The 7786-nt window shown below is 65.5% G+C and carries 8 protein-coding genes and 1 pseudogene; 6 read left to right on the forward strand and 3 right to left on the reverse strand.

Annotated elements, in window-relative coordinates; all coding sequences use genetic code 11:
* A pseudogene (locus VN047_RS11905) lies at window positions 1-150 on the reverse strand (BAX inhibitor (BI)-1/YccA family protein); the annotation flags it as partial.
* Here VN047_RS11905 and VN047_RS11910 point away from each other — a divergent pair.
* Complete coding sequence (locus tag VN047_RS11910; RefSeq protein WP_325542948.1) at window positions 109-1890, forward strand: DUF885 domain-containing protein; 1782 nt, start codon at window positions 109-111, stop codon at window positions 1888-1890. The pseudogene VN047_RS11905 and the gene VN047_RS11910 overlap by 42 nt on opposite strands.
* Window positions 1890-2798: a DUF2268 domain-containing putative Zn-dependent protease gene (locus tag VN047_RS11915; protein WP_325542937.1), complete on the forward strand. Its 909-nt coding sequence runs from the start codon at window positions 1890-1892 to the stop codon at window positions 2796-2798. The genes VN047_RS11910 and VN047_RS11915 overlap by 1 nt, the downstream gene beginning before the upstream one ends.
* Here the strand turns inward: VN047_RS11915 and VN047_RS11920 are convergent.
* Both VN047_RS11920 and VN047_RS11925 read right to left on the reverse strand, forming a co-directional pair.
* The gene (locus VN047_RS11920) at window positions 2731-3258 is read right to left on the reverse strand and encodes a hypothetical protein (RefSeq protein WP_325542939.1); all 528 of its coding nucleotides are present in this window, start codon (window positions 3256-3258) and stop codon (window positions 2731-2733) included. The two genes, VN047_RS11915 and VN047_RS11920, sit on opposite strands and share 68 nt — an antisense overlap.
* A 49-nt stretch (window positions 3259-3307) precedes the next feature.
* Window positions 3308-4909 carry a phosphoenolpyruvate carboxykinase gene (locus tag VN047_RS11925; RefSeq protein WP_325542940.1) on the reverse strand — a complete coding sequence of 534 codons (1602 nt, stop codon included), beginning with the start codon at window positions 4907-4909 and terminating at the stop codon, window positions 3308-3310.
* 246 nt (window positions 4910-5155) lie between these two features.
* Between VN047_RS11925 and VN047_RS11930 the strand changes: the two genes are divergently transcribed.
* From VN047_RS11930 to VN047_RS11945, 4 genes are all read left to right on the forward strand, one after another.
* On the forward strand, window positions 5156-5866 hold the full coding sequence (locus VN047_RS11930) for a response regulator transcription factor (protein ID WP_325542942.1): 711 nt from the start codon (window positions 5156-5158) through the stop codon (window positions 5864-5866).
* Window positions 5856-6725 carry a sensor N-terminal transmembrane domain-containing protein gene (locus VN047_RS11935; RefSeq protein ID WP_325542944.1) on the forward strand — a complete coding sequence of 290 codons (870 nt, stop codon included), beginning with the start codon at window positions 5856-5858 and terminating at the stop codon, window positions 6723-6725. Before VN047_RS11930 ends, VN047_RS11935 begins: the two co-directional genes overlap by 11 nt.
* A gap of 46 nt (window positions 6726-6771) precedes the next feature.
* The gene (locus tag VN047_RS11940) at window positions 6772-7176 is read left to right on the forward strand and encodes a hypothetical protein (protein WP_012203525.1); all 405 of its coding nucleotides are present in this window, start codon (window positions 6772-6774) and stop codon (window positions 7174-7176) included.
* Window positions 7177-7373: 197 nt separating this feature from the next.
* A partial coding sequence (locus VN047_RS11945) for a response regulator (protein ID WP_325542946.1) occupies window positions 7374-7786 on the forward strand: 413 nt, incomplete at its 3' end.

Raw genomic sequence — 7786 nt, forward strand, 5'->3', positions numbered from 1 at the left:
CGAGTTCATCCCGCCCCAGGAAAACAGCAACGCGACGATGCCCGTCAGCAGCACGCCGCTCGTCATATAATTATAGACGGACAGCATGTAACTGCGCAGGCCAGCGTCATACGCCTCCCCTCGCGCTACAGTCGTGCCGCCGCGCTGCAGGCCGCGTCTGCCGGCGGCGCGCAGAAACTCCTCGATTCGGTCGCCGACAATCTGCTCGCCCATTCGCCCGAAGGCGCGACATCGCTCGGCATCGACACCGGTGCGCGCGCGAAGATGCGCGGCGAACTCGGCGATCGATCGACAGCGGGCGTCAAGGCGCTGGCCGACACGTTGAAGGCCGATGTCGCGCGCGTCCGCGCGTTCGACAAGACAGGGCTTGACCATGCGACGCGCACCAGCCTCGCGGTGGTCGAGAGCGCCTATGGCGTCGCGCTCGACGGCTTCGCCCAGCCCTATGGCGATGTCGCGGTCGGTGGCTGGCGCAACACGCCCTATGTCGTGATCCAGAATGTCGGCGCCTATCTCGACATTCCGAAATTCCTCGACAGCGACCATCCGGTAAAGACCTCGGCCGATGCCGAGGCCTATCTGTCGCGGCTCAACGCCTTTCCCGGCGTTCTCGATGGCGAGACCGGCCGGCTGAAGGCTGCAGGCGGACAGGGGCTGATCGCCCCCGCCTTCCTGATCGACAAGGCGGTGAAGCAGATGGAAGCGAGCCTTGCCGACGCAAAGGCGGGCGGATCGATGGTCGAAAGCCTCGTCCGCCGCACCGGCGAGGCGAAGATCGCCGGCGACTGGAACGCGCGTTCGGCGAAGATCGTGCAGGGTCCCGTCGCGGCGGCACTCGAACGCCAGCTCGCCGAACTGAAGGCCCAGCGCCCGAAAGCGACGATGGATGCGGGGCTGTGGGCGCGACCGCACGGCGACGAATTCTATGCGTGGGCGCTTCGCGCCTCGACGACGACGCGTATGACGCCCGAGGAGGTCCACGCGATGGGCCGCGAGGAGCTTGCCGAACTCCACGGCCGGATGGATCCGATCCTCAGGAAACTCGGCTATACCAATGGCTCGGTCGGCGACCGGATGAACGAGCTTGCCAGGGATCCGCGCTTCAAATTCCCCGACAATGATCAGGGCCGCGCCGAGATCGTCGCCTATATCCAGACTTGGCTCGACAAGATTCGCGCGCAATTGCCGCGTGCCTTCCGCACGCTGGTAAAGGGCAATGTCGAGGTGAAGCGACTGCCGCTTGCCGAGGAACCCGGCGCGCCCGCGGCCTATGGCGGTGCGGGGTCGATCGACGGAACGATTCCGGGCAAATTCTGGATCAACCTGCGCACCACCGATCTGCACAGCAGATATTCGCTCCCCGACCTCGCGATGCACGAAGCGATCCCGGGCCATGCATGGCAGGGCGAATATGCGAACCAGATGCCGCTGATCCGCACGATGCTGGCGTTCAACGCCTATTCGGAAGGATGGGCGCTCTATGCCGAACAGCTCGCCGACGAGCTCGGCCTGTACGACGATTTCGAGGTCGGACGCCTCGGCTATCTCCAGTCGCTGGCGTTCCGCGCCTGCCGTCTCGTCGTCGATACCGGCATCCATGCCAAGCGCTGGACGCGCGAGCAGGGGGTCGATTTCTTCGTGCGCGAGAACGGCTCGAACCCGCTCGAGGTCGCAAGCGAGGTCGATCGTTATTGCAGCTGGGCCGGGCAAGCTTGCGGATACAAGGTCGGGCATAGCGAGATCGTCCGCCAGCGCGGGCTCGCGCAAAAGGCGCTGGGCGCGAAATATGACCTGCGCGATTTCGACGATGTCGTGGTCAAGGGCGGCAACGTCCCGCTCGACGTGCTGGCACAGAATGTCGCCGAATATGTGAAAGGCGCGAAGGGCTGATGCGGGGGATCGCCACTGCGCTGGCGGCGCTCCTGCTCGCAAGCGCCAGCCATGCCTCCGAACAGCGCGTCACCATTGTGACCACGGATGTCGATCGCTTTTACGCGCTATATGACGACCCCGCGCTCGCGACGCAGCCTGAGACGGTGGCGGCGCGCTATCTTGCCGCCCCCTCGCCGGGGCTCGCCGAATTCATGGTGATGCGCCGCATCAACCCGGAAAAGCTTGCTGCGGCGCTGCGCGACAAGCGCCATGTCTTCGACGATGCGCGCGGCTGCGCTACAACGCTTCCCGATGTTCGCACCCGCCTCGTCGCCGCGACCGACCGCCTCGCACAGCTTTACCCCGCCGCGAAATTCCCGCCGATCACCATTGCCATCGGCCGCGCGACGACCGCGGGGACCGCCAATGCGAACGGGCTGTACATCGGTCTCGAAGCCTTGTGCGCGGCGAAGTTCATCGAAGCCGACGACGAGGACCGCTTCGTCCACATCATCGGACATGAATATGTCCACGTGCAGCAACCGCTCGCACAGGTAGAGGATCGCGAGGAATCGGTGCTGCGCGCCGCGCTTGTCGAAGGCGCTGCCGAATTTGTCGCCGAGCGGATGACCGGTTCGGTCGGCTATCCGCTGCTCCACCAATGGGCAAAGGGACGCGAAAAGGAACTCGAGACCGCCTTTCTCGCCGAAAAGGACCAAAAGGCGATCGGCTCGCGCTGGCTGTACAACCAGAGGGGCACGGACGGCTGGCCGGGCGACCTCGGCTATTGGGTCGGCTATCGCGTCGCCAAAAGCTATTATGATCGCGCGCCCGACAAGACGGCGGCGATCAAGGCGATTATCGAAATGCGCGATCCCGCGGCCTTTCTCGCCGAAAGCGGCTGGACGCCGGGGATGGCGCTCTAGGGTCCTGACCCTGGGCGGGCAGCGGCGCGAGGTCGGGTTCGACGAACCCGCGCCGCGCCGGCACCGAGAAGAGCAGCTCGCGGCTGTAGAAGCGCAGCGGCCAGTCGCGGCGGCCCATCTCCGACTGCAGCAGCGCGTTGACGCGTGCCGCCAACCCGGTCTCCCCGGTCCCCGACAGGAACAGCCGCACCCCGGCGACATAGGCGCGCGTGATGCTGTCGTGATAGCCTTGGCGGTCATCGTTCACGCCGCCGACGCTTTCGTTGAAGCGGCGGATGATGCCGGCAATTTCGGCGTCGATGTCGACGTCGGGGCGCTCGCTGAGCAGCCACAGGCAGGCTCCGAGATGCGCCTCGTGCGTCCACGCCGCGCGCGGCAACGCACAGGCAAGCAGGCCTTCGCCGATCGCGCGGATTTCGGAATCGCGCTCGAACAGGCGCGGGCGATATTCGGTGGTCATTGGTCCGGTCCTTCCGGGTGATGTGCCACCCGAAAGAGCTCCGGGTGAATTATGCTGCGACGGCCGCCTGCGGCGCGGCCTGGCGGACGCCTTCATCGACATGGTCCGCAAATTGCGCGAAATTGTCGATGAATTGCTGCACCAGCGATTGCGCGGTGCGGTCGTACGCCGCCGTGTCTGCCCACGCGCTGCGCGGATCGAGGATGGCACTGTCGACGCCCGGCACTGCCACCGGATATTCGAAACCGAAATTCGGATCCTTGCGGAATTCGGCGTCGTTCAGGCTGCCGTCGAGCGCGGCATTGAGCAGCGCGCGCGTTGCCTTGATCGGCATGCGGCTGATGCCGTCCATCGTGGCCATGCCTCCGGTCCAGCCGGTGTTGACGAGCCAGCACTGGACGCCGCCGCTGGCGATGCGTTCCTTGAGGAGGTTGCCATAGACCGACGGGTGGCGCGGCATGAAGGGGGCGCCGAAACAGGTCGAGAAGGTCGCCTCGGGCTCGGTCACGCCGATCTCGGTCCCCGCGACACGCGCGGTGTAGCCCGAGAGGAAGTGGTACATCGCCTGTTCGGGGGTCAGTTTCGCGATCGGGGGCAGCACGCCATAAGCGTCGGCGGTCAGCATGATCACCGTCCTGGGCACCGGTCCCATATTCTCGGTCGAGGCGTTGGGAATGAAATCGATCGGGTACGAACCGCGGCTGTTTTCGGCGAGGCTGTTGTCGTCGAAATCCAGTTCGCGCGTGACGGGATCGATCACGACATTTTCGAGCACGGTGCCGAACCGCTTTGTGGTCGCGAAAATCTCGGGTTCGGCCTCGGGCGAGAGGCGGATCATCTTGGCGTAGCAACCGCCCTCGAAGTTGAAGACCGCGGTATCCGACCAGCCATGTTCGTCGTCGCCGATCAGCGTGCGCGACGCGTCGGCCGACAGCGTCGTCTTGCCGGTGCCCGAAAGCCCGAAGAAGACTGCGGTGTCGCCGTTCGGGCCGATGTTCGCCGAGCAGTGCATCGGCATCACGCCCTTTACCGGAAGCAGATAGTTGAGGATGCCGAACACCGACTTCTTCATCTCGCCGGCATATTGCGTGCCGCCGATCAGAACGAGCTTCTCGGCGAAATTGACCGCGACGACGGTCTCGCTGCGCGTGCCGTGCTTCGCGGGATCGGCGCGGAAGCTCGGCAGGTCGATGATCGTATATTCGGTCGCGAACCCTGCCAGCTCGGCGGCGGTCGGGCGGCACAGAAGCGTGCGGATGAACTGGCTGTGCCAGGCGAATTCGGTCACGACCTGAACCGCAACGCGGTGTTCGGGCTGCGAACCGCCGAACAGCTGCTGGCGATAGAGGCGCGGGCGCTCGGCGAGATGCGCGAAGAAGTCGGCCTTGAGTGCCGCGAAATGCTCGGGCGTCATCGGCACGTTGGTCTTGCCCCACCAGATGGTGTCCGCGGTCTCTTCGTCCCGGACGATGAACTTGTCCTTGGCGCTGCGGCCGGTGTGCTTGCCGGTCTCGACGACCAGCGGACCATCCTTCGCCAGCAGGCCTTCGCCGTGGCGAATGGCGTCTTCGATCAGCGCCGACGTGCCCAGGTTTTCCGCAACATCCGCCCGCGTTTCCACGCTGCTGTTGCCGATCACGATATTCGTCATTGCCTTGCCTTTCACCTTCGAAGCCGCGGCCCCATTGCATAGGTATGCAAAATCCGCCGAATAAAAGGGCAGGCCCGCATTTCCATGGGTGCCGACAGGGGCGCCGATTCCGTAAATCCCGGCCCCGTTAGCGAGGATGAAGGGTGAGGTCAAAAGATTCCAGCGCCGCGGCGCGCCGATCCGTGGCGGTTGTCGGTCGAGACCGGATCGGCTAGCTCTGCATCCGGCCTCGCCAACGGAAAGAGCATGACGGCAACCATCGCGCTGGTCGACGACGACCGCAACATCCTGCAATCCCTGTCCATCGCGCTGCAGGCCGAAGGGTTCGTGACGCGCGTCTATTCGGACGGCGAGGCGGCGCTGAAGCCGCTCATCGACAACCCGCCCGACCTCGCGGTCTTCGATATCAAGATGCCGCGGATGGACGGGCTCGAACTGCTTCGCCGGCTGCGCGAGAAGAGCCAGCTTCCCGTGATCTTCCTGACCAGCAAGGACGACGAGATCGACGAGGCCCTAGGGCTTGCGATGGGCGCCGATGATTATATCGCCAAGCCCTTTTCGCAGCGGCTGGTGATCGCGCGCATCCGCGCGATCCTCCGCCGCGTCGAATTGAACCGGTCGGCGCCGAGCGAGGACGACGAACCGGTCGCCGAACCGATCACGCGCGGGCGGCTGCAGATGGATCCCGCGCGCCACAAGGTCAGCTGGGATGGCAAGGATGTCACGCTGACCGTCACCGAATTCCTGATCCTCGAAACGCTCGCGGCGCGCCCCGGCATCGTGCGCAGCCGCAACCAGTTGATGGACGCGGCGTATCAGGACGACGTCTATATCGACGACCGCACGATCGACAGCCATATCAAGCGGCTTCGCCGCAAGTTTCGCGAGGTCGACCCCGAGTTCGATTCGATCGCGACCCTCTATGGCGCGGGTTACCGCTTTGCCGATGAAAGCTGATGCCCTGAAACCCGACCGGCTGAAACCCGACGCGAGCATCGCCGAGCAAGAGGAATCGCCGCTCGTCTGGTCGGCGCGCTGGTCGCTGACGACACGTATCCTTGCGGTCAACATCCTCGCCGTCGCGCTGCTTGCGGGCGGCTTCTATTATCTCGACACCTATCGCAGCCGTCTCGTCGACACGCGGATCGAGGTGATGAAGGACCAGCTTGCGATGCTCGACAACGCGCTCGAGGCAGCGCGGCCCGACCAGCGTGCGCAGCTGGTCAACGAATTTACCGCTGCCACCGAATCGCGACTGCGTTTCTACGCCGCCGACGGCACCCGCATCTCCGACAGCTTCGAAACCGGACCGCCGACCTATACGCTGCGCGATCCCGACCTGCAGCCATGGAAGCGCGACGCCGCGCGCGCGATGGATCGCGGCATCGACTGGATCGTCGGTGCGCCGTCCTATCCCGACTTCGAGGAGCCGCGAATCGACCGGGCGCAGTCATGGCCCGAACTTGTCGAAACGCAACGCAGCGGACTCGCGGCGAGCCGGTTCCGCTACGCCCCCGAACGCACGCCGCTGCTCAGCGCCGCGCGCGTGGTCGACCTCGAAGAACCGCAGACGGTGCTGATGACGCTCAACGCGCGCGATATCACGCGAACGGTACGCGCCGAGCGCTTCCGCATCGCCGTGGTCCTGCTCGTCGTGCTGATGGCGTCGGTGTTGCTCTCGCTTTTTCTCGCGCGCACGATCGTCCGCCCCTTGCGCCGGCTCGCGCGCGCCGCGTGCGCCTCATCGATGCCCAGTACGTGCAGTCCCAGGCCCAGGAGGACCTGCTGTATGCGTACGAAGTGGCACTGCTGCTGAAGATGGGCTGACCGATCACATCCATTCACAAAAAAGGAAAGCTGCAATGAGCCTGGATAACGTTTTGAGCGAGGTGGCCGGTTCGGTGCCCGAATGTCTGGCCATCGGCTATGTGGATGCCGCCTCCGGCATGCTGCTGGCCATCCGCACGGTGGACTCGCATCCGCGCGAAGTCATCGATCTCGTGGCCGCTGCCACGGCCGACCTGTTCAACGGCCCCAACGTCTCGATGATCGAGAGCCTGTTCAAGAAGTCGCGCGGCCTCAAGGACGACGGCCACCACTACTTCCAGGAACTCATCGTCAACAGCGACAACCTCATCCACGTCTTCCTGCGCGGCAAGCTCATGCCCGACTACGTGGCCGTCTTCGTCTGCCGGCGCACGGCCAACCTGGGCATGGCGCTGACCAAGGCCCGCATGGCCATGCCGAAGATTGAAGCGGCGGTGTGACCGCCGCTCACCCCCTGAGTCGCTGCGCGCCTTCCCCCTCTCTAATCGCTTCGCGAAGGAGGGGGACGACAGCCTCGCGGCGGGGCGGCGCGGCCGGCTTAGGCCCTTGCTCGCTGTCCCTGACGTTTGAGCGCGCCAGTTTCGGGCGGCATGTGCCTCAGAACTGAGCCAGCCGTCCAGGGAGCTATTCTTCTGCCATGCGCTTACTGCTTGTCGAAGATGACGCCATGATCGGCGAGGCCGTGCAGACCCTGCTGCGCGGCGAGGGCCATGCGGTGGACTGGGTCCGTGACGGCCTGCAGGCCGATGCGGCCCTGTGCCCCGGCCCGGGTGGCGGCCATGGCTATGACATGGTGCTGCTGGACCTGGGCCTGCCGGGGCAGGACGGTTTGCAGGTGCTGCGCCGCCTGCGCGGGCGCCGCGACCGCACGCCGGTGCTGGTGGCCACGGCGCGCGATGCCGTGCGCGACCGCATTGCCGGGCTGGATGCGGGGGCCGACGACTACGTGGTCAAACCCTATGACCTGGACGAGCTGCTCGCGCGGCTGCGTGCGCTGGCGCGGCGTGCCTCTGGCGGGTCCGACCCGCTGTACGAGCGCGAAGGCGTGCG

Source organism: Sphingopyxis sp. (genome assembly GCF_035565275.1).
Lineage (GTDB): Bacteria > Pseudomonadota > Alphaproteobacteria > Sphingomonadales > Sphingomonadaceae > Sphingopyxis.

What these genes read in the sequence shown, in the direction of transcription:
- VN047_RS11925 (WP_325542940.1), bottom strand. Translation starts at nt 4,909, where the DNA reads ATGACGAATATCGTGATCGGCAACAGCAGCGTGGAAACGCGGGCGGAT.
- VN047_RS11940 (WP_012203525.1), top strand. Translation starts at nt 6,772, where the DNA reads ATGAGCCTGGATAACGTTTTGAGCGAGGTGGCCGGTTCGGTGCCCGAA.
- VN047_RS11930 (WP_325542942.1), top strand. Translation starts at nt 5,156, where the DNA reads ATGACGGCAACCATCGCGCTGGTCGACGACGACCGCAACATCCTGCAA.
- VN047_RS11920 (WP_325542939.1), bottom strand. Translation starts at nt 3,258, where the DNA reads ATGACCACCGAATATCGCCCGCGCCTGTTCGAGCGCGATTCCGAAATC.
- VN047_RS11935 (WP_325542944.1), top strand. Translation starts at nt 5,856, where the DNA reads ATGAAAGCTGATGCCCTGAAACCCGACCGGCTGAAACCCGACGCGAGC.
- VN047_RS11915 (WP_325542937.1), top strand. Translation starts at nt 1,890, where the DNA reads ATGCGGGGGATCGCCACTGCGCTGGCGGCGCTCCTGCTCGCAAGCGCC.